At 39.0% G+C, this 25,598-nt stretch carries 18 protein-coding genes and 1 tRNA gene; 11 read left to right on the forward strand and 8 right to left on the reverse strand.

What is annotated here, in order from left to right; all coding sequences use genetic code 11:
* Positions 1–263: 263 nt before the first annotated feature.
* Both DV942_RS21040 and DV942_RS21045 read right to left on the reverse strand, forming a co-directional pair.
* Positions 264–866, reverse strand: coding sequence for an outer membrane beta-barrel protein (locus DV942_RS21040; protein WP_145860790.1), 603 nt, complete (start codon positions 864–866; stop codon positions 264–266).
* Positions 867–1,180: 314 nt separating this feature from the next.
* Positions 1,181–1,738, reverse strand: coding sequence for an NADPH-dependent FMN reductase (locus tag DV942_RS21045; protein ID WP_145860792.1), 558 nt, complete (start codon positions 1,736–1,738; stop codon positions 1,181–1,183).
* 103 nt (positions 1,739–1,841) lie between these two features.
* On the opposite strand from DV942_RS21045, the gene DV942_RS21050 reads away from it, so the two are divergent.
* Positions 1,842–3,044, forward strand: a complete 1,203-nt coding sequence (locus DV942_RS21050) for an MFS transporter (RefSeq protein WP_145860794.1) — start codon at positions 1,842–1,844, stop codon at positions 3,042–3,044.
* A 38-nt stretch (positions 3,045–3,082) separates the two neighbouring features.
* Here DV942_RS21050 and DV942_RS21055 read toward each other — a convergent pair whose 3' ends face one another.
* The 5 genes from DV942_RS21055 to clpB form a co-directional block, all read right to left on the reverse strand.
* Positions 3,083–3,769 carry an outer membrane beta-barrel protein gene (locus DV942_RS21055; protein ID WP_145860797.1) on the reverse strand — a complete coding sequence of 229 codons (687 nt, stop codon included), beginning with the start codon at positions 3,767–3,769 and terminating at the stop codon, positions 3,083–3,085.
* A gap of 152 nt (positions 3,770–3,921) precedes the next feature.
* Positions 3,922–4,419 (reverse strand): hypothetical protein, encoded by a 498-nt coding sequence (locus tag DV942_RS21060; protein ID WP_145860799.1) that lies wholly within the window; start codon positions 4,417–4,419, stop codon positions 3,922–3,924.
* Between the two features lie 11 nt (positions 4,420–4,430).
* Positions 4,431–5,084 carry an outer membrane beta-barrel protein gene (locus tag DV942_RS21065; protein ID WP_145860802.1) on the reverse strand — a complete coding sequence of 218 codons (654 nt, stop codon included), beginning with the start codon at positions 5,082–5,084 and terminating at the stop codon, positions 4,431–4,433.
* A gap of 129 nt (positions 5,085–5,213) precedes the next feature.
* On the reverse strand, positions 5,214–7,523 hold the full coding sequence (locus DV942_RS21070; RefSeq protein WP_145860804.1) for a M60 family metallopeptidase: 2,310 nt from the start codon (positions 7,521–7,523) through the stop codon (positions 5,214–5,216).
* A 164-nt stretch (positions 7,524–7,687) separates the two neighbouring features.
* Positions 7,688–10,288, reverse strand: a complete 2,601-nt coding sequence (gene clpB / locus DV942_RS21075) for an ATP-dependent chaperone ClpB (RefSeq protein WP_145860806.1) — start codon at positions 10,286–10,288, stop codon at positions 7,688–7,690.
* 752 nt (positions 10,289–11,040) lie between these two features.
* On the opposite strand from clpB, the gene DV942_RS21080 reads away from it, so the two are divergent.
* From DV942_RS21080 to DV942_RS21100, 5 genes are all read left to right on the forward strand, one after another.
* Positions 11,041–13,632: an FtsK/SpoIIIE family DNA translocase gene (locus DV942_RS21080; RefSeq protein ID WP_145860808.1), complete on the forward strand. Its 2,592-nt coding sequence runs from the start codon at positions 11,041–11,043 to the stop codon at positions 13,630–13,632.
* Positions 13,633–13,696: 64 nt separating this feature from the next.
* Complete coding sequence (locus DV942_RS21085; protein ID WP_132401030.1) at positions 13,697–14,347, forward strand: LolA family protein; 651 nt, start codon at positions 13,697–13,699, stop codon at positions 14,345–14,347.
* Between the two features lie 1,109 nt (positions 14,348–15,456).
* Positions 15,457–16,359, forward strand: coding sequence for a right-handed parallel beta-helix repeat-containing protein (locus tag DV942_RS21090; protein WP_244950766.1), 903 nt, complete (start codon positions 15,457–15,459; stop codon positions 16,357–16,359).
* 879 nt (positions 16,360–17,238) lie between these two features.
* Positions 17,239–17,511 (forward strand): hypothetical protein, encoded by a 273-nt coding sequence (locus DV942_RS21095; protein WP_145860810.1) that lies wholly within the window; start codon positions 17,239–17,241, stop codon positions 17,509–17,511.
* A gap of 49 nt (positions 17,512–17,560) precedes the next feature.
* Positions 17,561–18,325, forward strand: coding sequence for an MBL fold metallo-hydrolase (locus DV942_RS21100; protein ID WP_145860812.1), 765 nt, complete (start codon positions 17,561–17,563; stop codon positions 18,323–18,325).
* 29 nt (positions 18,326–18,354) lie between these two features.
* On the opposite strand, the gene DV942_RS21105 is transcribed toward DV942_RS21100, so the two are convergent.
* Positions 18,355–18,993, reverse strand: coding sequence for a DUF6266 family protein (locus DV942_RS21105; protein ID WP_145860815.1), 639 nt, complete (start codon positions 18,991–18,993; stop codon positions 18,355–18,357).
* A 450-nt stretch (positions 18,994–19,443) separates the two neighbouring features.
* Between DV942_RS21105 and DV942_RS21110 the strand changes: the two genes are divergently transcribed.
* The 5 genes from DV942_RS21110 to DV942_RS21130 all read left to right on the forward strand — a co-directional run bounded on the left by DV942_RS21110 (position 19,444) and on the right by DV942_RS21130 (position 25,516).
* Positions 19,444–20,118 (forward strand): hypothetical protein, encoded by a 675-nt coding sequence (locus DV942_RS21110; protein ID WP_145860817.1) that lies wholly within the window; start codon positions 19,444–19,446, stop codon positions 20,116–20,118.
* Between the two features lie 95 nt (positions 20,119–20,213).
* Positions 20,214–22,931 (forward strand): tetratricopeptide repeat protein, encoded by a 2,718-nt coding sequence (locus DV942_RS21115; RefSeq protein ID WP_145860819.1) that lies wholly within the window; start codon positions 20,214–20,216, stop codon positions 22,929–22,931.
* A gap of 30 nt (positions 22,932–22,961) precedes the next feature.
* Positions 22,962–24,005 carry a PIN domain-containing protein gene (locus DV942_RS21120; protein ID WP_145860820.1) on the forward strand — a complete coding sequence of 348 codons (1,044 nt, stop codon included), beginning with the start codon at positions 22,962–22,964 and terminating at the stop codon, positions 24,003–24,005.
* Between the two features lie 414 nt (positions 24,006–24,419).
* Positions 24,420–24,503 (forward strand) — tRNA-Leu (locus tag DV942_RS21125).
* A gap of 548 nt (positions 24,504–25,051) precedes the next feature.
* A complete protein-coding gene (locus DV942_RS21130; protein ID WP_145860822.1) occupies positions 25,052–25,516 on the forward strand; it encodes a hypothetical protein in 465 nt (154 codons plus the stop codon).
* The last annotated feature ends 82 nt before the right edge of the window (positions 25,517–25,598 follow it).

Raw genomic sequence — 25,598 nt, forward strand, 5'->3', positions numbered from 1 at the left:
ATCATCACCTTTGAACCCGATCAAAAGTAGATGATTGCTATTACTTTCATTTAATTCTGACCTGTTTTTGCCTGGAATACTTATCAGAATGAAACCATTCCGGAACAGATGGACGGACGGGCACCAAATTCTCCTCTGCCGGATCAGCAAAAAATCAGGTTCATTTTACCGAATGGTACAACAAACAAAAAGCGTCACGATGTTCAATCGTGACGCTCTCTGAAAAAAAGTCATTTATTAATTGCCTCCCGGGGGAGAATTAATTAAAAGTAGAACTGAACACCCAATCTTGGTGCAAAAGTATCAGCGTTTAAGCCAAATGTATTGGTTTTAGCTTTAGCACCGGTTCCTTCAGCCTTAACAGTATAATTGTCGTAGCTTAAGCCTTTAACTGAAAGTTCAATACCGATTTTTTTGGTTGGGAAGAAAGCAAAACCTGGAGCAAGTTCTACGCCGATATTGGTGGTAGTACCTAATTTAACCGCGTTATCACCATTGGCATCAGTTGCTTTTAACTCACCAAAAGCCAAAGGCACAGATAATTGTCCGAAGAATTTAAACTGGTCTGATAAACCAACATAATAACGTCCGAAAGGGGCAACTTTAAAAGCGCCTTCTTGTGTTCTGTTGCTTACTTTTTTATCGTATTCGTAACCAACACCTGTACCGATTGCAAAGTTGTTGCCAACAAAATAGCCAATGCTAGGTAATACGCTAAACTTGAAATCTGCTTTCGGAGCGCCATCTACTTTTGTAGAATTTACACCTACGTTACCACCTAACATAAAATTTCCTTTTTCAGTTTGTGCCTGTGCACCATAAACTAAACCGGCTACTGCTACTAAAGATAATAATAATTTTTTCATCTTTTTTATGATTTATTTGTTATAAAAATATAGTCAATTTTACTATTTTAATTTCTGACTATATTTGCTTAAAAGTCAACACTTATGCCAAAAAGCTTTGCCAAAGTCATCAAAAAATCAGTTTTTGGGTAACTTGTTAGCTTACAAACAGATGTAAATTCAGTGTTAATTCAATATTATTTTCGTGTGACGAAAAATCAATCGATTGATTAATTTTTTAGGTATGACAAATTGACAATCTGACTTTTTTTGTAGAAATGTCAGATATTGAAGTGGTAGAAATGGCAGGTTTTGAAGTAACTTGTAAGGTTTAGTTAAACCTTACAAGCCGAAATGAGGTTATCTATTTTCTTTTGGATAATGGAGATGGTTTTTTCATCATTTAAATTCCCATCCGCATCAAATTTATTTTGAGCCTGGGCAATCAAAACTTCTGGCTGCAAAACCGGATTCATATTTAAAAAAGTAAAAACAGGTAAAAATGCAGCTTGCATCCTAACTGTGCCCCACATGCCCTGCGTTGCACCCATCAGGGCAACCGGTTTGTGCATCAATGGAGAGTCCTTTCCACGGCTGGCCCAGTCAATTGCATTTTTTAATCCCCCGGGAATGGAATAATTATATTCAGGAGAAACAATAATAAAAGCATCCGCGGTAGCCAGGGCATCCCTGAATCTTACTACACTTGCTGGTCTTTCTTCAACCTCCGGCAGATCATGGTCTGCATTGTAAACCGGAACATCATCATATGCAACAATTTCGAATTCGATACCTTCAGGAATTAAACTACCTGCAAGGTTAAGCAACATGGCATTATAAGAGCCTTTACGTAAGCTTCCGCACAACCCAATAATTTTTTTGTTTTTTTCCATAGCTATAAAACGAAAACTTTACTAAAATGTTTGTTTTTTGCAAGGGCAACCGCTAAGCTATAAAAAAATATTATCCCTAATTTTGGCACATAAGCTACCCGTTATGACTGAAAATACATCTACTACCGCCATTATCGAAAAAACCGTTTTCCCGATACTTTTTGCCTTAAGTTTTTCGCATCTGTTAAATGATACCATACAATCGTTAATTCCTGCAATTTATCCCATTATTAAAAACAGCTATCGCTTAAGTTTTTCGCAGATCGGGCTCATTACCTTAACCTTTCAATTGGCCGCATCACTCTTACAGCCTTTTGTGGGTTTATACACCGATAAAAAACCTCAGCCATATTCATTGGCGATAGGCATGGGGTTTACGCTGCTTGGTTTGATTTCGCTTTCGCTGTCCGGCCATTTTTACACCATATTAATTTCCGTTTCTTTTATCGGCATCGGTTCATCGGTATTTCATCCCGAAGCCTCAAGGATGGCACATGCTGCATCTGGAGGGAAGAGGGGACTGGCACAATCGGTTTTTCAGTTGGGCGGTAATGCCGGCAGTGCTTTGGGTCCGCTCTTGGCCGCCTGGATTATTGTGCCTTATGGGCAGATCAGCGTCATCTGGTTTTCGGTTATTGCGCTTTTAGCCATTGTTATTTTAACCTATGTTGGCAATTGGTACAGAGGTTTTATGCTTTCGAGAAGTAAAAAGATCAATATTCAAACCGTTGTGAATCAATTTTCAAGAGGAAAGGTGATCTTCTCAGTGTGTATTTTACTGTTATTGATCTTTTCGAAATATTTTTATATGGCGAGTTTAACGAATTATTTTACCTTTTACCTGATCGATAAATTTAAGGTTTCCGTGCAAACCTCACAGCTTTATTTGTTTGTTTTCCTATTCTCGGTAGCTGCCGGAACGTTACTGGGCGGACCAATAGGAGATAAGATAGGACGAAAATATGTCATTTGGGTATCGATATTGGGTACCGCTCCATTTGCTTTATTGCTTCCACATGCCAGTTTGTTTTGGATTGGGGTCCTTATTGTTCCTATCGGGATGATTCTGGCCTCTGCTTTTTCTGCCATATTGGTTTATGCACAGGAATTGATTCCCGGAAAGGTAGGTTTGGTTGCAGGTTTGTTTTTTGGCTTTGCCTTTGGTATGGGGGGCATCGGATCGGCCTTATTGGGTAAACTGGCAGATTCAACCAGTATCGAATACGTATTTAACGTTTGTGCGTTTCTGCCTTTAATCGGTTTATTAACCGGTTTCTTACCGAATATAGGAACAAAGAAGAAATAAAAATAGTGCCGTCTTTATTAGAGATGGCACTATCTGATTTAAAAATGTAAGTTAACCCCAATACCTGGGGTGAAAGAACTAAAGCCAAATATAAATGTTTCATTACTTAAGGCTTGAGAATTTAAATTTACACCATCATCTTTCATGTTTTGTTTACTGTAAGCAAGTAAAGGAAAAGAAAGCTCAACAGCCCATTTTTTAGTAGGGAAGAATGCAAAGCCAGGGTCGATAGAGGCCTGATAATTGGTGTTTTTATAATGGGTGGTTTCAGTAACATAATTTCCTGATAACATTAGGTTATACGTGCTTTTTCCAAAAGCCATTCCAACATTTGCCTGGCCGAAGAATTTAAATTTATCAACAATATCTACGTAATACCTTAAATATGGAACAACATTAAAGGAGTGACTTTTACTAACTGAATTAATGAATTGTGGACTGCCACTTCCCAGAAAATATGTTGATTGGGATTCCGCCTTATTTCCGCCATATCCAATCTGTAGGCCCAGAGCCAGGTTTTTTCCAAAAAAATGGCCGAAGCGCGGTGCAATATTATACGATTTTGAATTACCGGTAGAAAAAGTATTGGTAGAATTTAATGGCTCCTGTTTGTTATGGCTAAATCCAATAGAACCACCGATTAAATTGTCTCCTTTTTCTGTTTGGGCATTAGCACCAATAGTGATAGCGCATATTGCTACCAGCGTTAATAATTGTTTTTTCATTTGTGTTTTTTCTATGTGTCCAATGATAACCAAAAACCCGAAATAAAACTATGATGTTAGTTATTTTGTATGTAATTAACTCATTTTCAGTTTTTAAAAAAAAATAGTCCAGGTTAAATTTCAGTCTGAAGTTTTTTTATTTGTGAGCTATACTATTGGCAATTCAGTTTTTCGATAAAATAATAAGTGTCCATGGCATCTTCCGATTCACGGTCCTCGTTTTCATTAACAATTGATTTTATTTTACCGTCGCTTTTTTGAGATCCTGTGTTGTTGTACTCAAATTTGATATTACCAATGGATTTAATTTTTCCATCTTCCGATTTAAAAACGGAATTGTAATATTCAATTTTAATATCACCAATGGATTTTATTTTTCCGTTTTCAGAAGGGAATACGCTGTTGTAATATTCTACTCTTTTATCGCCGATTGTTTTTACTTTTCCATCTTCAGATTTAAAAACGGAATTATAGTATTCAATCCTGGTGCCATTTATAGATTTGATTTTCCCATCTTCAGAAGGAAATACACTGCTGTAATATTCTATTTTGCCTCGAAAGCGTTGTGCATTTGCCTCAATGGAAAGACTTAAAAGAAATAATAAGCTTATGCCTGCCCGGCTGAAGCTTTTGGTGAATATATTTTTCATCGTAAGGAATGTTAGAAGTGATAATTAAAAGTAAATGTTGGTGTGAAATTTTGCAGGGCAAGCTTCAAATTGTTCGTTTTATCGTAATTATAAAGCGATTCTTCAGCATAGTAATTTTGATGAAAGAAAGAGACAACAGGTACTGAAAAATCCAAAGCGGCATGTTTAGATATGAAATAGCTAAAACCAGGACTGATACTGGCGCCCCATCCTTTTATTTTGGCATCAGTACGGATCAGGTAACCTTCGTCATCAATGCGGTTAAAGGTATTTACCTGTAAGAGCAGGTTGGCCTGCATAAAAAACTTAAAACGATCTTTAACATCAATGTATTTGCGTACAATGGGAGAAAAACCAAAGCTGAATTCTTTTACGCCGCGCTGTTCTTCGTAATATCCGTATTCACTGTTCCATGCAATATAACTTTCGCCCCTGAGCTTCGACAGATTTAAGGGGACTTCCAGGCCGATGGCAAAATTATTGGCTAAAAAATAACCTCCCCGCGGCGTTAAAGTAAAGGTGTTTAAGCTGGGTGATGAAGGGTTTTGCCTGGAGGTTCCAAAACCCAGGCTTCCGCCAATAAAGCCGGATCCTTTTTCAGTTTGGGCATAGCTGCGCCAACTAACGGCGCATAGCAGCGCCATAATGATTAATTTAGGTTTCATTTTATTTTGTGTTTTTGTGTGTAATCAATAATAATCATTATCGAAACAAAAAACAAGAAAAATGAACGGCTATGTTAGTTAATTTTTAAATGTCAAATCCCACGGAAATAAGTGCTTTGGGATTTGATATTATTGATTGTCAGTATGATGTGGCAGGTAAGTGGCGAACTCGTCAGGAATCCAGGTTTTATACGCTTTAGCCTCTTTTTTTGCCCTTTCGCTTACTGGTATTTTCCATATCTCAAAAAACGACGATAAATCTGAATTCGTAGCTTTACTGATGGATGTAAACCAAAGATCGATCCGTGCTTCATTGCTCAATTCGTTTTGGTAATATTTTCTTGGATCCATATCGCGGTATATTTTATTGGCTTTGAGGATAGACTCCCATCCAAAATGTTCAATAAGCTGGATATACATACACAAAGCGGTGAAGGGTTCCTTTCCCCATTTTTCAAAGGTAGGCTGGTTTTGAAGATAACTATTGATTTTCTGCTTTACTTCATCTTTACTTTCCATTCCCTCGTGGTTGTAGAGGCCCTTTTTTAGTACTTTATCATATACATACATGGTATAAAGGTTGGTGGTTACTTCACCAACTTCATCCATATCAAGCCCCCAAAATTGATGGCGATGGCCGAGCTCGTGGAAATGGCCCCAGCTTCCTTTTTCTTTCAGCATTTTTTCATTAAGCATTAATTCGCAACTTTCATCATTGGGGGCCACAATTTTATCCCAGACGGTGAACATATAGCCATAGGCAACCTGATTATCGATGACTATCCTTTCAGGATGTGTTCTGGTTCGGCTAATGATGGCTAAATCGGCATCTGCATCCATTACTTGGTCCCATAACTTTAGTAAGGAGTCAGGATTTTCCAAATTTTTAATGCGATAGGTGGGTACGGTGAGTATAATTTTATCCGTCGCTAGTTCTGTCCATGGTGCAGGATTATTTTTAATGCTTGCCCATTCGGTCAGGTTATTTTTCTCTAATTTATAATAGGGGGCTTTTACTACACCATTTGCAATAATACTTATTGATTTGAGCGAGGAACTGTCAGGAATTCTGATATACAATAGTCCACCATATGGTGAAAAAATGGTCGTGGTATCTTTTTCCAGTTCAAATGATCTGGTTAAGTCAAAACCCGATCTTTCCAGCTGATCCAGATGTCTTAAATCATCATTATGAATGCCGATCTGCGCCTTTAAATATTGGTTTTTATATTTTGGGTCGATCACGATGCTCACTTTTTCGCCGGCCGGAACATAAACGCCTGTACTGTGTAACCTGAAATAATTTGGATAAGGTTCAGCTAAGCCTTGCGAACCTACCTGTACGGCTATATCAATCAATTCTGTGCTACGCCTGGCGTTTTTGGGTACCTCTCCAGGAAACGACTTACTTTCCGGATATACAAAATCGGTCGAGTTTTCTTTATTGTGAGATTTTTCATAAATATATTTTGAAAATTGATAGCCCGCTTTTTTAGCGGCAGTGGAAATATCCAGTGGTTTGTTTAGTGCGGGTATCGGAAGTGAATCGCCAATGGAAAGTGTCGATTTTATTTTCCTGATCAACATACTGGTATCTGCATTATTCGAAAAAGCCAGCTCTAATGTAGGCTCTATACCGTAGGCATATTCGGTGGGGCTGGTCGGTTTAGGAGAAGGTTTCGCCAGCTCACTCAAAATATTCTTCAATAGAAGATAAAAAGGTTCTTTTGTTAACGTCAAACTATCTTTGGCATGCTCAGCCGTAAACATGGTATAGGCATTAAATATTCCCGCCTTACTTAATAAAGCATTTATTTTTATCAGATCATTTAAATATGATTTATTGGGATCTCTGTGCTTAAAAATATATGGGTAGGGGGAGCCATAAACCAAATTTCCACCATCAGCTATGTATTTTTCAATGACTTTAAGCGCTGCTGTATCCTTCACGTCATTGGTTAAAAAGTAAATGTCGGTATTGGGCTGTAGTTTACTGCTATCAGCGATGTAAACTTGAGCATTGTTGGCTTTCAATGCATTGATCAATCCTGCATCGGCAGTTTTAGTGACGGCTACTTTAAGTTTTTTGGGATGATTTCTTGCCGATTGGATAATGTTTTTTAACAAATGTTGAACATTTTGATCGCTCAATAATTTGCTTTCAAAATACTCGGACGAGCCTATGGCAAAAATGTGTCCTTTACCCAGGGCGCTGCTCATCATTACTGTTGCTGAAACATCAACTTGCGATGAAAGCAAATGTGTAGCTATGATCTGAGGTTGTTCATTAGTGCTAAAGAACGCAGAAACAAATTTTCCCGTATCAGGCATAGGTAAGGTATTAATGCCTTTTAAAAGTGCTGATTTTTGAAATTTTTGAGCGAAACTTTGGATGGCAAGACAGGTCAAAATAAGAAGAAGCGTAGTTTTGAGATTCATTTTCAGGTGGTTATATCTGCAATTTTAAGTATCTCAAACTACTGCTACAACACACTTTATGTTAAAAAACGCTAAATAAATCAGGCTTTAGGTACAACAGGCAATATGGGTAACAAAAAAAAATCCCGTCCAGATGAACTTGGACGGGACTCGATTTTTGTATTTTAATCCGCTTTCTGGTTCAGGAACACAAATTTATGATCGAACATGTCTAACTTAATCTTGCTGTCTTTGTCAACTTTTCCTGCCAGGATCTCTTTCGATAGCTCGTTCAGGATTCTTTTCTGGATGACCCTTTTCAACGGCCTTGCGCCAAACTGCGGATCATAACCCAGTTGTGCCAACCAATCTAAAGCTTCATCACTGGCATCCATCTCTATACCCATTTCGGCTAAGGTTTGCTGTACCTGTTTAAACTGTAAGCTTACAATATTTCTGATTTCGCTGCGGTTTAATGGGGTAAACATAATCAGCTCATCAATCCTGTTCAAAAACTCCGGACGAATGGTCTGCTTCAATACCTCAAATAGTTCGTTTTTGGTTTTCGCAATAACCTCTTCACGGTTTTCGTCGCTCAAATCTTTAAAGTTATCCTGAATTAAATGCGCACCAATGTTCGAGGTCATGATGATGATGGTGTTTTTGAAATTCACCGTTCTGCCTTTGTTATCAGTTAAACGGCCATCATCCAATACCTGCAACAAGATGTTAAATACATCCGGATGTGCCTTTTCGATCTCATCAAGCAATACTACCGAATAAGGTTTGCGCCTAACCGCTTCCGTTAACTGTCCGCCTTCATCATAACCCACATACCCCGGAGGCGCTCCGATTAAGCGTGATACGGCATGTCGTTCCTGGTACTCACTCATATCAATACGGGTAAGTGCATTTTCATCATTGAATAAAAACTCAGCCAGGGCTTTGGCAAGTTCCGTTTTACCTACACCCGTAGTACCTAAGAAAATAAAGGAACCAATAGGTTTACGTTTATCCTGTAAGCCGGCACGTGAACGGCGGATGGCATCAGAAATGGCTTCAATAGCCTCGTCCTGGCCCGCTACACGTTGGTGCAGCTCTTCTTCTAAATGCAACAGCTTCTCGCGCTCGCTGGCAATCAGTTTGGTAACCGGAATACCGGTCCAACGGCCAACCACACCTGCAATATCGTCAGCAGTAACCTCTTCTTTTAGCATGCGGCTATCGGTTTGCTGGCTTTCTAAATCGGCTTTAAGTTTTTCAACCTTGTCCTGGGCTTCCTTTATCTTGCCGTAACGGATTTCGGCAACCTTGCCATAATCTCCGGCACGTTCTGCCTGTTCGGCCTCTAATTTATAATGCTCAATCTGCTCCAATTCATTATTCACTGCATCTACCAGGTCTTTTTCGCCTTGCCATTTCGCCTTAAATTCATCACGCTCTGCAGACAGGTTAGCAATTTCTGCTGAAAGATCTGCAACTTTCCTATCGTCTTTTTCCCGTTTTATCGCTTCGCGTTCAATTTCCAATCGCATAATCTCACGGTCTAGCGCATCTACATGTTCAGGTACACTATCCATTTCCATGCGTAGTTTAGAAGCAGCTTCGTCCATTAAATCGATGGCTTTATCCGGTAAGAAACGATCAGAAATATAGCGCTGACTCATTTCTACGGCTGCAATAATTGCTTCATCTTTAATCCTTACCTTATGGTGGGTTTCGTAACGTTCCTTTAACCCACGGAGGATCGAAATGGCATCCTGGGTATCTGGTTCCTCAACCATTACCTTTTGGAAACGGCGTTCCAAAGCTTTGTCTTTTTCCAGGTATTTCTGATATTCATCTAAAGTCGTTGCACCAATAGCGCGGAGTTCTCCACGGGCAAGTGCCGGTTTTAAGATGTTTGCGGCATCCATTGCACCCTCACCGCCACCGGCACCCACCAAAGTATGGATCTCGTCGATAAAAAGGATAATATCACCATCACTTTGGGTAACCTCCTTCACTACTGCCTTTAAACGTTCCTCAAACTCGCCTTTATATTTCGCGCCGGCAATTAATGCACCCATATCAAGCGAATAGACCACTTTACTTTTCAGGTTTTCTGGCACGTCGCCTTTTATAATCCTAAAGGCAATACCCTCTGCAATGGCGGTTTTACCTACACCAGGTTCGCCGATCAATATCGGGTTGTTTTTGGTTCTGCGCGATAAAATCTGAATAACACGGCGGATTTCCTCATCGCGACCGATTACCGGATCCAGTTTTCCGCTTTCTGCATATTCATTTAAATTGCGTGCATATTTATTTAAGGCCTGATAAGTGGCTTCCGCATTTTGATCAGTTACCCTGTTATCGCCACGTAACGCTACAATGGCTTTTTTAAGGTCTTTCTCGTTAACACCTTGTTCCTTTAACAACTTAGCGGTGCTATCGTTAACAGATAAGATACCTAGTAACAGATGTTCTACAGATACAAATTCATCCTTAAACTCTTTTAAAAATGTTTGCGCCTTTTGTAAAACGCTATTGGCATTGGATGAAAGATATACATTGCTTCCGCTCACTTTCGGGAACCTGGCAATCTCTGCATCCAGATTTTGATTTAATACATTTAGGTTAACGTTTAATTTCTTTAAAACATAAGAAACCACGTTTTCATCAACAGTAAGCAGACCTTTAAGCAGGTGCGCCGTTTCAATAGCCTGTTGCTGGTTGCCCTGGGCTATTTCAGAAGCCTGTTGAACTGCTTCCTGGGCTTTTATGGTAAAATTGTTGAAGTTCATATTCCTTTTAAATCAAAACAAATGCCATGTTGATTTTGATTTTCAAATCGGAAATTTTGTCGTGAAGTTGTTGTTTTTAAGTGAATAAATGACTGATTTTGAATGGTTTATGCTGAAAATTTGTCTTGTTTTAGCTTACTGTCATCCTAAACGTCGTGAAGCATCTTTAAAAGCTGGGTTTATGTTGAGGATCGGTAACTGTTAACTGATTTGGGCGTTCCCCAATCCCGAGAAATACGGGAAAGGGTCGGGCTTTACAGGGCTCTGCTTCGCTCCGGTACCGATGAAAGATCGGCACTGAACCCTTACAATCCCTAACGCGGTATTTATCGCAGTAAAATTTGGCAAGGTTGAGCATGGTGATATGAAATGCCTGACCATCGTTAAATGCGTTTAGATTGGATAGCAAAAAAATCCCGTTTCACCTCTCCAGGCAAAACGGGATAAAACCTAAAACAAAATCCGTTTCATTTGACAAAACGTTACAACTTGTGTGTTGTTAAAATAATAGACAGGAATTTCTGTTTAAGGTTTAATACCTGTTGAATATCTTTTATTTAATTTAAGGCATATGATTAAATAAATGATAGCAAGATATTCTTCAGGTTTACTAAATTGTTTTAAAAGAGGGCTGCGGCGAAATTGTTTCGAAATGATGGTTACAGCATGTAATTATTTTTTTTGCGAGGCTTTCGTTAATGCTGCGCAGTTTTATCTAAGTTTGTTCAATAATAAATTATTAAGGATAGAAAATGTCGGTAAGGGGTAACCAGTTTAAGGCCAATACATTCAGAGATAAAGGTGCAGAAAATGCACCAGGCAGGTCATCATTGGGCAGGCAGCCAAAGCGAAAAATGGATTTTTTGCCAAGCTTTGACCTGGCAGATGGCCGTGCAGTTAAAATTATAGGGCTGTTTTTCGTCATATTATCATTATATTTTTTAATCGCTTTTACTTCCTATCTGTTTACCTGGCAGGATGACCAGAGTTATGTAATTGATGCAAATGGCGGATGGAGCAATCTTTTTAAAACATCCGAAGAACTGAAAGAGGCGGGTGTTTCCATCCCGGTGGTTCAAAACTGGCTGGGTAAATTCGGTGCGCTGTTATCACACCAATTTATTTACGAATGGTTCGGGATTGCATCTTTCCTGTTCGTTCTGGCCTTTTTTATTATCGGCTACCGTTTATTATTTAAGGTTAAAATTCTTTCTATTTCTAAAACATTAGGGTATAGCTTTTTCTTTTTGCTTTTTATTTCATTAACCTTAGGTTTTGCACATGGTTTCTGGTCAGAATCGCCACATTATCTGGAAGGAGAATTTGGCTACTGGAGCAATAAATTATTAAGTGCCCAGATTGGCGCTGCCGGTGTTGCCGGATTAATCGCTTTTGCCGGATTAACCATTTTAATCATTGCCTATAATATCGATTTTAAGTTTCCGGAGCGTAAAGCGAAGGAAGTTTACCTGGATAATGAAACGCCTGATTATGTGAACGACATTAGGGAGCAGGTGGTAAAAAACAAAACCTATGAAGAACCTGCTGCACCTATTGAATTTCCGGTACGCGATAAGCCGGTAAGTAACGAACGTAAACAGCAGAACGTTGTATTACAGCCAAGCCGTTTTGAAGAAAAAGAGGAAGAGGAAACGGTAGCACCGGTGATGCTCTCTCCATTGGCGACAAATTTGCCATTGGCTACTGCTGCGGCCGCTTCATTGCCTTTAACGGTAGAGCCAGCGGTTGAAGTAGAAAAGGAACCTGCCTTCACGATCGAAAAAACTGAAGAAGAAAAAAAATCAGAAGACCTGGTTGAACAGTTTGGCAATTATGACGAAAAACTGGATTTATCGGGTTACAAATACCCTACAGTTGATCTTTTGGAAAATTATGGCACCAATAAAATCTCGGTAAATGCGGAAGAACTGGAGGCCAATAAAAATAAAATTGTTGAAACGCTTAATCATTACAATATCGAAATTGATAAGATTAAAGCGACCATTGGTCCAACCGTTACCCTGTACGAAATTATACCAGCGCCGGGCGTAAGGATTTCGAAAATTAAAAACCTGGAAGATGATATTGCGCTTTCTTTAGCGGCTTTGGGCATCCGGATTATTGCGCCGATGCCAGGTAAAGGTACGATTGGTATCGAGGTGCCAAACCAGCATCCTGAAATGGTACCGATGCGCAGCATTTTAAATACCGAAAAATGGGCACAAAACACCATGGATTTGCCTATTGCCTTAGGTAAAACCATTAGTAATGAGGTTTTTATTGCCGATCTGGCCAAAATGCCGCACTTATTGGTGGCGGGGGCAACTGGTCAGGGTAAATCGGTGGGTATTAACTCTATCCTGGTTTCGCTATTGTTTAAAAAACACCCTGCACAACTTAAATTTGTACTGGTTGACCCGAAAAAAGTGGAGTTAACCCTGTTCAACAGGATTGAAAGACACTTTTTGGCTAAACTGCCCGGAGAGGCTGATGCCATCATCACCGATACGAAAAAAGTTGTGAACACCCTAAACTCGCTTTGTATCGAGATGGATCAGCGTTATGATTTGCTGAAAGATGCGCAGGTGAGGAATTTGAAAGAGTATAACGATAAATTTGTTAAACGCAAGCTTAACCCAAATCTTGGTCACCGCTTTTTACCTTTCATTGTGCTGGTGGTAGATGAGTTTGCCGATTTAATGATGACCGCCGGTAAAGAGGTTGAAGCGCCAATTGCCCGTTTGGCCCAGCTGGCCCGTGCCATCGGTATCCACCTGGTACTGGCTACCCAAAGGCCGTCGGTAAATATTATTACGGGTACCATTAAAGCCAACTTCCCGGCCAGGTTAGCTTTCAGGGTATTATCAAAAATCGATTCGCGGACCATTTTGGATAGTGGAGGTGCCGATCAGTTAATTGGCCGTGGTGATATGCTTTTATCTACAGGCAGCGACTTAATCAGGCTACAGTGTGCTTTCGTTGATACACCTGAGGTAGACCGCATATCTGAATATATCGGTAATCAACGCGGTTATGCAGATGCTTACCAGCTACCAGAATATATTGATGAGGCAGGAGAGGGAAGCAAAGCTGATTTTGATCCCAACGAGCGTGATAAATTCTTTGAGGATGCAGCCAGGCTGATCGTTATGCACCAACAAGGTTCAACCTCGCTCATTCAGCGTAAATTAAAACTAGGTTACAACCGTGCCGGCCGGATTATTGATCAATTAGAGGCCGCGGGAATTGTGGGACCGTTTGAAGGAAGTAAAGCGCGTGAAGTTTTATACCCTGATGAATATTCTTTGGAACAGTTCTTGAATGGTATGGATAACAAAGATTAGATTAAACCATTTCACAGCAATCTACTCTAACGTTTCAAAAGAAAAATTTTTTAAAAAAGAAAAGATGAAGAAATTAATTTCAGCATTAATGGTTGTCGTTGCTTTTACAACTTCAACATATGCGCAGACTGATGCGAAAGCTAAAGCCATTTTAGCTGAGGTAAGTAAAAAATACAAATCGTACAATGTAGTTAAAACAGATTTTACCTTCACACTGGATAATCCAAAAGCTAAGGTAAAGGAAACGCAACAAGGTACTTTGTATGTTAAAGCCAATTCTAATAAGTACAAAGTAGCCATGACGAATCAGGAATTATTTAGTGATGGCAAAAGCCAGTGGACTTATTTGAAAAAAGACAAGGAAGTACAGGTGAGCAATGTAGATAACAGTGGCGATGCGATTAATCCGGCCAAGATTTTTACTGTTTATGAAAAAGGATTTAAATACGTTTATACAGGAGAACAAAAAGCTGGTGCCAAAACTTATCAGATGATTGATTTAACACCGGTTGACGCTAAAAAATCTATTTTCAAAGTACGTTTAAGCATCGATAAGGCTGCTAAACAGATTGCAAACGTGGTATTATTCGATAAAAACGGAAATAAATATACCTACAACGTAAAAACTTTTTCGCCTAACGTAAATGTACCAGAAACTACCTTTGCTTTCGATGCCAAAAAATATCCGGGTGTTGAAGTGGTAGATTTAAGATAACAGATACAGTAGCTGGCGCGTTATTTAGCGCTATGTCTAAAAAAGCGATTAATCAGTTTATCTGGTTAATCGCTTTTTCTTTTATATCTCCTTTGTTTAATGAGTTCGGTTAATATTTGAAATCATAGTGAGTGTTCAAGGCCACTTTACCTCGCGCTATTGTCATGATGCTGTATCAGAAATTATTTTGGAGATTTTTGGCAGAATAATATTTTGAAATGTCGTCATTGCCGTGAAAACCTGTCGTGTGGACACATCTTTTTTAAGCGTGGTATGGGCATTTTGCTGACCAACTTTAATAAAGCACGGATTTTAGCTAAGGACGCTGTCAATCCCAGGAGCCGGGGAAATCAAAAAAACAGTAGCAGTCCAGATAAACTTGCACTAACAAACCTGAAACGCAGTGGTTTTGTGTTCATGACGATAATTTAATTTTTAAAAAAAAAGATTGAACACAAACCCCGTAGGGCTCAATCAGACCAAAGAAAAAATAAACAATAACTGATTAAACGAAGTGCCGCTGTTTTTTTGATGCGGGTTGGATTGTGCAAAAGGCTCATTGCTGGATCCGATAGCTATCGGATGACGAAGCGCTTTGGGTACTTTGGCGCTCCAAAATGCGAAGCATTCTTGAGCACCATTAAAAATAACTAACAATTGCGAAAAACTACCATGCCACCGCGGCATAGAGCGGAAGAAAAGTATCATAATTAATCGTGTTCACACGGTAGGTTAAAATGGGAACCACGAAGTGCTCAGCGAAGCTAATCTTAATACGATAGAACGGCAAATAAGTAGTTCCTTACCAAACCATTAAGATGCCCAGTCAAGCTGAGCATGACGACATTGCCAAATTTAATTCTTTTGCCAGCTCTAAATCTGTTATTTTGATATAGCCTCATCTTTCCTGCTGCTAAGACCTTGAAATAATTACCCTGGGATTTTTACGATTTATGAGTACTGCTTACAAGCATGATTTTTACTTTGTATTTTTCTATCCCTAACTTAATTACGGGAACGATTGCATAGATATATCTTATTTATCATACATTATTGTATCTAAATTTTTAATTTCATTTTTATTATTAACCAAATATAATTCTACAAACATGAAAACGAATTCAGGTATTCTCGTACTCGGGATGGCTATTGCATTGTTCGGATGCAAGAAAGACAACACTACAATGGCTGATGTTGCAGATGGCCAATCCATCGTTCAGCCAAATAAAATGGAGCTTGCAGCTGCAGCTGTAAGTGCTACTGTAACCACTGAAGCTGCTTTAAAGGCCGCCATATCAAATGCGCAACCAGGCGATGTCATTACCGTGAGCGGTACCATTTATCTCACCAGCACGCTTCAATTACTTAAAAGTGGTACATCCGGTTCGAAAATTAATTTTACCGGTGGCATATTGGATTGTTCAGGTATTTCTAGTGCCAACTGGGGAGTTAAGGTAAACGGAAGCTATTGGAATATTACCAATATGACCATCAGAAATGCGCCAGACTGCGGTATTGTGTTCCAGACCGGTGGCTACAATTACGTAAATAAGGTAACTACGCATGGAAATAAAGATTCCGGGTTACAGATCTATAACGGCGGTCACCACAACAGCATCAATAATTCCACTTCGTACGACAATTATGATGTAGCCAACGGTGGTGAAAATGCAGATGGTTATGCCTGTAAGTTATCTGCCGGTGCAGGTAATCAGTTTAACTCCTGTAATGCCTACCACAATTCTGATGACGGATGGGATTTATACGGACAACCTTATACTGTTGTTATCAATAATTGTACGGCCACCAATAATGGTTACGGTACCAATGGTGATGGAAATGGCTTTAAGCTGGGTAGTGCGGGGCAAAATGTTGCACATACTGTGACCAATTGCACCGCCAGCAATAACAAGGGAAGCGGTTATGACGGTAACGGAAACATGGGGCATATCACCACCACAGGCAGCGGTGGCTCTGGTAATGTAAAAGGGCTTTTTAACCGAATTTACTAAAATGGTTCTCTCCGTAAAAGGTTCAGTTGGCAACAGCTGGACTTTTTTATTGAAATAGGATTTTAGGTGTATTATAGGATATATAGCTTTTCTGGAAAGCAATTGCAGCAATCTCGCCATTCGCTATTGGGAACGATTCAGAGCACTTCTGTATGGAGCCCATCCGTTTTGAGCGTAGTTTCGGCGTTATGCTAGCTCGCTTTAATAACACACAGGTTTTACCGAAGGACGCTGTCAATCCCAAGAGCCGGAGAAATCAAAAAAACAGTTGCTGTTCAGGCAAAATGGCACTAACAAACCTGAAACGCAGTGGTTTTGTGTTCATAAGAAATGATTCGAAGCTCTGAAAGAATTGAACACAAAACTAAGTGCCGCTGTTTTTTTGATGCGGGTTGGATTGTGCAAAAGGCTCATTGCTGGATTGACAAAGCGCTTTGGGTACTTTGGCGCGACAAAGTACCATGCCCCGCGGCATAGAGCGATAGACGAATATTATAATTAATTGTGTCCAAACGATAAGCCTGCGCAGGAAAGACGACCATTCTATTGGAGTCTGTCATTGATAGAGTTTAGAATTTTTCAAATATATCGGAGTGTTGATGTTAGATATACAAGGGGCTTCATTTCGACCGTAGCGGAGAGATCTTTTAGTCCAGTTCAAAGATTTCTCCCCGCCTGTACGGGCAGGCAGCACGCTTTGCTACGGTCGAGATGAAGCCAATTTAGCGTATACCAATGATAAGATGATAGGGCTTTCGTAACCTATTGCTAACAGCAACCCAATTTTCTAAATATTTTTATTGAAATGAACATCGTGGTTGATAAAATTTTCATCATGTATTTATGAATGCTGCATAGATTTATCTAAGTTTGTTTCCAATGTCATTGCCACTAACAAACCATACTTTAGAAAAATTAGAAGCCCTGCTTTTAGCGATGGGCTATAAGGTACGTTATGAGAAAGGGAACTTTAAAACCGGTTCGTGCCTGCTTGAGCATAATAAGATCGTTGTGGTTAATAAATTCTCCAACCTGGAAGGAAAAATTGCTGCACTGGTTAACCTGGTCAAACAAACCAATGCCGGGGAAAACCTGTTAGACGAGAAACAACGACAGTTTTATCAATCGTTACAACAAACCGAATTATTTTAATGAAGATACAAAGCAAGGATTACATATTTAGAAAGGAAAGTTTAAGCAGATGAAAGTTACTTTTTTAGGTACCGCTACATCACAAGGCGTTCCTGTAATTGCTTGTACTTGTGAGGTTTGTAGGTCTGCCGATCCGCGGGATAACCGCTTAAGAACATCTATTTTAATCGAAACGGCTGATAAAACCCTAGTGGTAGATAGTGGTCCTGATTTTCGTTACCAGCTTTTGCGCGCCAAGGTAAAAGACCTGGATGCTGTTCTGTTTACCCACGAACATAAAGACCATATTGCTGGTCTGGATGATATCAGGCCGTTTAATTACCTGCTGCATAAAGTTATTGATGTTTATGCTACCGAAAGGGTGCAAACTGCTTTAAAAAGAGAATTTTATTACATTTTTGCCGAAACCAAATACCATGGCTTGCCGCAGATTAACCTGCACACGGTAATTAACGGTGAGGATTTTAAAATCGGAGAAAACACCATTACACCTTTCGAGGTGATGCACCATTTATTGCCTATTACAGGCTACCGGATAGGAGATTTTACCTACATTACCGATGCCAAAACCATATCAGAACAAAGTTTTGAAAAAATAAAGGGATCAAAAATATTGGTATTGAATGCTTTGCAGAAAGAACCTCACATTTCTCATTTTACTTTGGGCGAAGCCATTGCCTTTGCCGAAAGGGTAGGTGCCGAAACTACTTATTTAACGCATATCAGCCATAATTTAGGCCTACATGCGCAGGTAGAAAAAGATTTGCCATCGAACATCAGGCTGGCCTATGATGGACTGTCTTTTGAATGTTAAATAGCATACAGCGGTTAATTCGGTTACTATTAAAAAACAAAACTGCCACAATAGCTACTCATTGATATTTCCATTCTATCATCTGAAATAAAAGCCATCCAGGTATGAAATGTCTTTCCTTTATAAAAGGACGGAATTTCCAGGCTTTCCCTTTCTTTAAATCGCCTGGCGCTGCTTGTTTCATAGATGGCCGTTTTGTTGTCCACATCATAGGCCATCAGCATGACCTGGTCATATTTCCTGGCATTATTGCCGTTAGCATTATCCCTCCAGCTGAAATGTACACCCACATCGTCGTGTTCCAGTTGAACACCCTCCGCACCGCTGAGCTTTCCAAAACTTAAAAGCACAGCGGGATAGTCTATTTCGCCGGCGGCATTTTGTGCATTTAACATGTTATAAGATTTTGCAGCATTATGTGCCGTCATCATTCTTTTTTTCGATTCCAGGTTAAAACCAATGCGGATAAAACCAACAATCGGGCTTAAAAAAGTCTGCATGATGGTAAAACGCGACCTGCAAGCCTTTTGATCTGCACTGCCTGTCTTGTTTTTGATCGATTTTCTGCGCTTGCTCCTGATCACCCATTTCCCGTTCAGGTAATAGCCCGTTACGGATCCTACCGTTCCGGTAAATCCGCCGTTAATTCCATTTTCTATTTTTCCCATGATTGCGTTGTTTATCTTATACAAGATAACAAATTGCTGATTATTAAACAAATGACTTGTATTTGTTACTGATTTAAGTCGACTGTTATTCGGGTTCAATTGTCATAAGTCCGACGAAACCCCGACTTAAGTGCGGCGAAAGTCCATCGTAATGATTAGGCTGTTATATTGGTCTCTATACCTGGAATAAGTTTACAAACAGAAAGCCCCGTTACCGCTATTTGTAAGATTTTACACATAAATCACTATAATTTATTTCGTGGTACACCTAATTAGAACCGCTAGTTAGATAACATCGTTAAGCAACGATTACTTAATATCCATTTCTTCTGCTTGAGGCATGATATGATGTCTAAGTGAGAATTTCGGTAAAAATTCAAAGAAATATTCGGTATGACGTTAATTGTAGACATAAAAAAAATGTATAGCTTTAAGCAAAATTAATGTTCTATGTATCCAGTTTTTAACAATAGCTCTCAAATAGGCCACAGTGCAGACAGTTTACAGGAAAGTCTAATCGAAATCTGTAACAGCCACAGAAATGCAGACAGGGCTTTAGCTTTCGCATTTATCCTATATGATTTTACAAACCCTCAAGTCAGCAAAGTTTTGCACGATAGTGATTATTGGATGGCGTTGAATGAAATTTCCGGAAAATATCTTACCGTGTTCAGTATTCATAAAAGCTCGAAATCCGAAGGAGAATCTAATAAACTTGCAAAACCAGAAATTGCAATGGCATATATGACTGGTTTTTCCTCAGTTGAAAGACCTGAACTAACGACTGACCAAATTATCACACGCTATTTTGATGCCGATTTTAAAGTTGAATATCCGGCAATTCTTTTTTTTCAGGTCGATGAGATGGAGGTTGTTGATGGCGTTATGATTGGACTAAACGAAGAGAAGTTAGAAGACGCCTACCTGGAAATTCAGTCGTACATTCGTTCGGCTGTTAAAGCACTCGCTAAAATTGAGCCTGAAAGTAAAGGGAATTTCCAAGAGATTTTCAATCAGCTTGAAGGGAATGTTAAACAGAACCGTAATGCAAGAGTGATCCGAAAGTTTACCAAAAAAGGGGTTAATCTCTTAGGAATTGTAAGTTCTGTTGTTGGGTTTGTCTAATGGACTTATTTTAAAATGCTATATATTAACATGCATTAGGACTTTTAGTGCCATCTTTTACAGGGATTAGAACGCCGACTCTGATTTGATAGGGTATGAAAAAAGAAACTGTTAAACGGCTTGCACCTTCTAAAGAAACATTAAAATTTCTGTTCAGTCTTTGCGGGAATGAATGCGCTTTTCCAGGTTGTCAGCATCCGGTATATAGCGTGAAGAATAAGCTCATTGCGCAGGTTTGTCATATTGAATCGGCGGCCGAGGGCGGAGAACGTTTCAATCCTGATAGCAGCAATGAAGAACGTCGTGGTTTCAATAATTTATTGGTATTGTGCTATGAACATCATATTGAAACTGATGATGTCGCCGAATATCCGACTGACAGGATGCGCCAGATCAAATCCGAACATGAGAATCGCTGCAGAAACCGTTTTAAACCTTCACCTTCCCAAATAGATGAGGCCTTTGAGATTGAACTGAGAAATGCTTTTGAACGGATTGAATATAAGGCAGATATAATTATTTCCAAACAAGATGAGCACAATAGTATTTTAGGGTCGCTGGATACCAATGTGGCTGCCGTACTGGCCAAATTGGATGCAGTGCAATCTGGACAAACCAACTATAACCAAAAGATTGATGAGATCTTTTTGCTTCGTAGAAACAAGCAACAGCGGGCAGCGATTTCGCTGTTTGATTCTTTAAAATCTACTGGCTGGTCAAATTTATCAGCACATGAAAAATATAGGCTTATGGTTTTAAAAGGGGTCTGCCATTTGGATCTCAATGAAGTGGAGTTTGCTAAAGGGCTTTTTTTTGAGGGCTATCATTTGCAGCCGGAAAATGTAAAAGCCATTTATTACGGGATGCTTGGGTATATGCTTGATGGCAATGATGAGGCAGCTCTATTTCTTGCTGAAAAAGGTTTAAAGCTAGATCCCACAAATTCAGGGATCATCTCGTCGCTGATAAGATTAAACAGGGGAAAATCTTTGAAGGAAATTCTGTCCTTGATCCCTGAAGGGATGAGGAATGATGTAGAGGTCGCTTTTGAAGTGGCAGTTTGTATGCTTAACATAAAGCAATATGATGAGGCTATCAGCTGGCATCGCATAGCACTCAAAAATAGTACGGGGCCATTTCATGATCTCAAGGCTTCACTTGCTTCTGTTATTCTCGAGTCGATATTCGACAAGTTCAGGGTTTTCACTAATCAGATTACCCAGGAAATGAGGAATAAGGCGGAATACATTCTACAGCTTTATAATGAAGCTTGGGCTGAGGTTTCAGATAGTGAACTACGCATGTCAAGGACATGGTATTTGCTGAATCGTGGGATTGCTAAGAAACTTACTGGTAATTTTGATGGATTTTATGAGGATTCTTTTGAAGCCTATCTGATAAATCCTGACTATGCTACCACCAAGCATTTTTATATGGTGTGTAATGAACTGCGTAATAAGCCGAAAGCAGAAGAACTCCTTGAGGCACTGAAGGTGTTGGCTAACGGAGAACAGCTCAATGAAGTTTTGCTTTTCGAGGGACAATTTCTTTTCGATACTGACAATTACGATAAAGCGCTGGGTGTTTATCAGGATTTGCTTCGTAAAGATATTAGCCAGTTGCATCGGAAAACGGTCCTATTGGAGTTGGTATCATATTATTTAAGTGTTAAAGATTATGAATTGGCCGAAAGGTATAACCGTCAACTTGGAGAACTTGCACCTGAAGAGATTTCCTATCAGACGCTTCAAGCCCGAATTGATGCAGCATTAGGTAGAACAGACTTTGGAGTAGCTTTGCTGGAAATATCTAAAAAGGTAAACGATGAGACTCCTAAAAGTCATATTGAAGTATTGGCTAATGATCTGGCAAAAACCGGTCTAATACGGGAGGCCATTGATTTAAATGAGCGGGTGACTGAGAAGCTGGTCTATTCATCTCAGTCTGTTAAGCTTATCAATCTTTATCTTGAGGCTGGCGAAAGCAGGAAAGTTTTAACGATGGCTAAAGATTGGCTTGAGAAGTACGGTCCCATAAGGGATGTCACTACTGTCGTTGCCTATGTATACGAAAGTATAAATGATGTAAACTCTGCTATAGCAGCCTATAAAAGCTATCTGGATGTTTACCCTGGAGATCAACAAATCAACTATCACCTTGCTGCAATATATCGAAGAGAAAATTTTGTGGAGCTTTTAAAGGCAACCTTAGAATCATTTGTTCATCTGGATCAGCATTTAACCATGGATGCGCAATACAATCTTGCTGTTATGATGCATAATTGTGGTTTTGTAGACAAAGCATATGCTTTCGCTTATCAAACCCGCCGGCAGTTTTTTGATTCTGCAGCTGCCCATGATAGGTTTGTAGCCCTTAGTACAACATTTGATCAGGCCGACAACCATCCTGCAGATCCCTTGGAAATTACCCCTCAGTGTGCGGTTATAGTGGAAACGGACGGAAATAGGCATGACTATATTATTCAGCAAGCGGAAGATCTGGTAAAATCAAGGGGAGAAATATCTCCTGATAGTTTTGAGGGAAGGATTTTAATTGGTAAGAAAGTTGGCGACCAAGTTATTCTGGCTTCAAATCAACCAGAGCATGCCAGTCAAATTCTTGGCATCCAGCATTTATACAATTATGCTTTTGTACAAAGTATGGATATGTCTTTTTCCGTGTTTGCGGGCGAAACCAAATTAAAAAGGTTTCAAACAGGAACAAGCGGGGATTTCAAAGAAGATTTCAAAGAACTTTTTAAAAACTTGGATGATTTGCAGAAATACAATGCCAGTATTGAAGAAAATTATTAAAAAGGGAGTCTGCCCATAGGTGCGATAGCTTTGATTAAAAAAGAAAACCCAATTAATATATGGCTGATATGTATCAGTAATCCTTCTATGGGCCTCACCACCTCATCGGATGCGCAAGAGCATTTTTTAGGCAGTAGCATGCTGCTCGGCACAGCTCCTATTGTGCTCGATATTATTTCGCTGTGTACCATATTCTTCATAGATGCTCATTTACTGATATCAAGGCTGCCAAATAGATTAATCGTAGCTGCAGCCTCTGTAACAGAAATTAATGATATCATTTCTGAACTCGAAAAAATCAGGCCTGTTGGCTCAATGACTTTAGGTAAAGTAAATGGAGCATACATCAGGCACATTAGGACGCCTGAAGACATACATAACCAGATTAAACGGTTTTTGACGCTGAAAGCTTGGATTGAAACGAATTGCGAGATACTACCATGTGAAAGCGCCTTGGATATGAATGCACATGAAAAAACTAAATACGATAAGGCTATTGGGGAGAGCTTTGTCGATTCCATTTTAACGGCACGGGCGCAAGAAGCAATTTTTCTGTCCGAAGAATCCTCGCTAAGGAGACTTGCTTATCAGGAATTTGGTTTATCGGGGGTAGCGACTTTTACACTACTGCTATTCATGAATCAACAAAGAACGATATCAGTTGAAGAATACCGGGAAGCGACAATAAAACTAATTGTAATGTATTATAGGGTCATCCCTGTAACGTCGCAAACCTTATTGAAAATCGCCCATACCAGTGGCTATAAATTTAACTCGGTCATCGAACAAGCTTTTGAAGGACTTTTGTCTAATATTCTTCCACCTGATAAAGGTGCAGAGTTTGGAGCACAGTTCATTTTCATGGTTTACAGCGCCAAAGTTGACTTTATCATTGATACCAATTTTGAAGAATATAGGAGGTTTGTATGTGTTAAATGCCTGGATACCTTATGTAGAAAATATATTTCAAAAGATTTAGCTTCGTATCTTGAAAATTATTTTCAAAATCCAGTTTTTGCTGCTGCTGCTGAATTGCCAGCTATTAAAAGACTGCTTAAAAATTATTTCAGCTAATATTAGGTCAGTTAAATGATATCTGCTGAAATCAACATATCCATAAATGTTTATTGAGCAGTTTAAAGTAGAGTTGGGTACTGATTTGTGAATAAAGATAATCTTTTGAACAAAGCTGGCTTATATTTTCTTAGTTCGAAATAATTGCTGGGTTGTGTAAAGGTTCCGGAATGTTAGAAGCTGAATGATAAGTAAAAAACAGAAATGAATTATTAGCGACGGCTATCTCGTAATATTACTGATAATAACCCTTGTTCATTTTGCAGATTGTTCTTCAATCTTCAACTTTCATTTTTTTAAGCAAAAACAACAGGAGAAACTAGAAGTTTTTACAATTCAAATGATATATTTGCAATCACAAATAAGTGGTGACCCTGATAGTTATAGGGGTGGTAGATGAAATAGCTAAATCATACCCAGGTGGCGAAATTGGTAGACGCACCAGCTTGAGGGGCTGGCGCCTGTATGGGTGTGGGAGTTCGAATCTCCTCTTGGGTACTTTTAAAGCAAAACGCTTTGTGAACAAATGTTCGCAAAGCGTTTTTTGTTTATATACACTTGGGTATATAAAGTAACCGTATAGTTAATTTTGGTCGATACCAACTATGGGTTTGGTGGTGGTATTGTTATTATCAAATTTGTAATAATAATCACAATCCAGTGAGAAAAAATAGTAAGCTGTACCAATGTTTTATTATCAAAATGGTAATAAAATGTTATTGTAACCATTTTGTTACATTTATGGATTTTGGCATTTTAAATTATAAATTTTGGTTTAAATCAAAATTAGACGGTTTTCCGTAAAGTAATTGCCAGCAATTGGCGAATGAATGAACGAATCATTGTAAAATTACGGATTTCCTCTTGACTGGGTGAAACCTTTCCCTTACATTAGATGTTAATTAAGCACCGGCGCTAAAATGGGAATATGTTCTAAAGGCATATTTTTTTGTACAACAAGGTTTTGTCCGATAAAAATTCCTACTTTTGCACCCCAATTATAAAATACACTATCACAACAGTAACAACGCTTTCTTATAATGTTAATGGAACAAGCTATATCATCGAATAAAGCTGCATCTGACTGGAAATTAGATCCTCAAAAAGGAGACGTTTACACAGGGGATCAAGTTATTGATGCATATCTAACAGGCAAAAAACATGGCCTGCAATCCTACCAAAAGTCTTTGTACAATTCACTTCAACAAAATGTTGATGCTTGTGCGGTAATTACTAAAAGTGTTTTAGAATATCTAAAAAAAATCAATATTGAAAGCGATACAGCATTCTTAAAGATAAACAACTGGGATAATTTCAATATAATTCTTCCAGTAAAGGAGGAAGACTTCTTAGATGAAAAGTTTTTAAGTGTATACGATTTTGCTTCTGATCTCGAAGAAAAGTCAATAAACGATACATTCAACTTTGGAGTCTCTTTTCTAGACTATACTGAAAAATTAAACGAGCATAACTTGCAATGTGATGGCTTCATTCTAAAATTTGCAAATTAATTGAATGAGGTTTCAGCACGGAGAGCACAATGAAGGACTTTCGGATTTACTATTAAACTATCAAGATAAGCCCTATAACGAT

Origin of the sequence: Pedobacter suwonensis, assembly GCF_007833675.1 — a bacterium.
Lineage (GTDB): Bacteria > Bacteroidota > Bacteroidia > Sphingobacteriales > Sphingobacteriaceae > Pedobacter > Pedobacter suwonensis.